This is a genomic window from Proteus vulgaris (genome assembly GCF_016239305.1).
Classification (GTDB): Bacteria; Pseudomonadota; Gammaproteobacteria; order Enterobacterales; family Enterobacteriaceae; genus Proteus; species Proteus vulgaris_C.
In genome coordinates this window covers 1-1,629 of record NZ_JAEHOQ010000057.1, presented here as the reverse complement: position 1 = coordinate 1,629, position 1,629 = coordinate 1, and the positions used below count along the sequence as shown (strand labels likewise).

Here is a 1,629-nt window from a genome sequence, read left to right as displayed (position 1 = left end):
TTCACAGGACGCGAAGCAATAAGTGAACCCTACCATTATCAAATTACCTTTACTTGCCAAGCTCAAGATTTACAGCCACAACAACTCTTGCGCCGTAGTGCAACGCTATCTTTTACACCGCCAATTAACAGTATTACCGATTTGGCAACGCAAGAGCCCATCACTAAGCAAGTTCATGGTGTTATCACACAATTTCGGCGTTTATCAGGTTCGGTGGATGAAGCGCGTTATCAACTCGTTATTGAGCCTGTCTTTGCATTATTACGTCATCAAATCCGCTCTCATCGATTTTTCCTCAATCAATCTGTGCCCGATGTTGTAAGCCAAATTTTACGTGAGCATAATTTTAAAGATTGGGAGTTTGAATTTACACTTAAAAATGACTATCCCAAACGTGAGCAAATTAATCAATACAATGAGAGTGATCGCCAATTTATAGAACGACTATTAAGTGAAGTCGGTATTTTTTACTCATTCTATTTACAAGACCAAACACAAACCGAAGTCATCCGTTTTGCCGATCGCCAAAGTGCTTACACCTTTGATAAAACACTACCTTTAAATAGCCCATCGGGCATGAATGATAATCACCAAGAAAGTGTATGGGGATTATCATTACATCATCAAGTTGTCGAACAGAATGTATTCACCAAAGACTATAACCACCGCCAAGCACAAGACACCTTAATTTCAGCAGTAACGGATATGACGCGAGGTGAAGGAGATGACGTTAACTATGGTGAAGTTTATCATTACCAAGCAAGACATCTTGCCCGTGGCGATAAAATTACCCCTGAAGCGGAAACGGCAAACTTTTGGGCAAGACTCGATCATGAACGTTTTCTGACTCGACAAACTCGCTTAAAAGGGGAAAGCAATGCGGACTTTTTATCACCGCTCCAAGTGCTTTCTATCACTGATAACGCAATACCTTCATCATTACCGTCTGTGTTTCAATCACCGATTTTAATCACCCGTTTACGCTTTAGTGGTGGTCGAGATAAAGCGCTACAAGTGCGGTTTAATGCGATCCCTTACAGTGAAACACTGTGCTGGCGACCAGCGATTAAACCCCGACCGATTATTACAGGTACACTCACTGCACGTATTACGAGTGCAAAAGATAACGATATTTACGCCCACCAAAATGAACATGGTTTTTATTGGGTAAAATTTGATGCCGACCGTGATGAAAAACCGATGGGCTATGAAAGTATGCCGGTACGCTTGGCAAAACCTTATGCAGGTGATACCTATGGGATGCATTTTCCGTTAATTCAAGGTACTGAGGTCGCCATTGCCTTTCATGAAGGCGACCCTGACAGACCTTATATTGCCCATGTATTGCATGATTCGCGTCATCCCGATCATGTAACGGATAGAAATAACACGCGTAATGTTATTCGTACCCCTGCAAATAATAAATTACGAATGGAGGATAAACGCGGGCAGGAGCATATTAAGCTCAGTACCGAATACGGGGGTAAATCTCAATTAAGCTTAGGTCATATTGTTGATGCCAATCGTGATAAACGTGGCGAAGGTTTTGAATTACGCACTGACAGTTGGGGAGCAATAAGAGCAGGCAAAGGATTATTTATTAGTGCAGATAATCAAGCCAAAGCAGGT

The 1,629-nt window shown here is 41.9% G+C and carries 1 protein-coding gene; it reads left to right on the top strand.

Going from position 1 to position 1,629, the window contains the following annotated elements; all coding sequences use genetic code 11:
• Window positions 1-1,629, top strand: a 1,629-nt coding sequence (locus tag JEP40_RS18925; protein WP_198624805.1) for a type VI secretion system Vgr family protein, incomplete at both ends; no start/stop codon positions are given.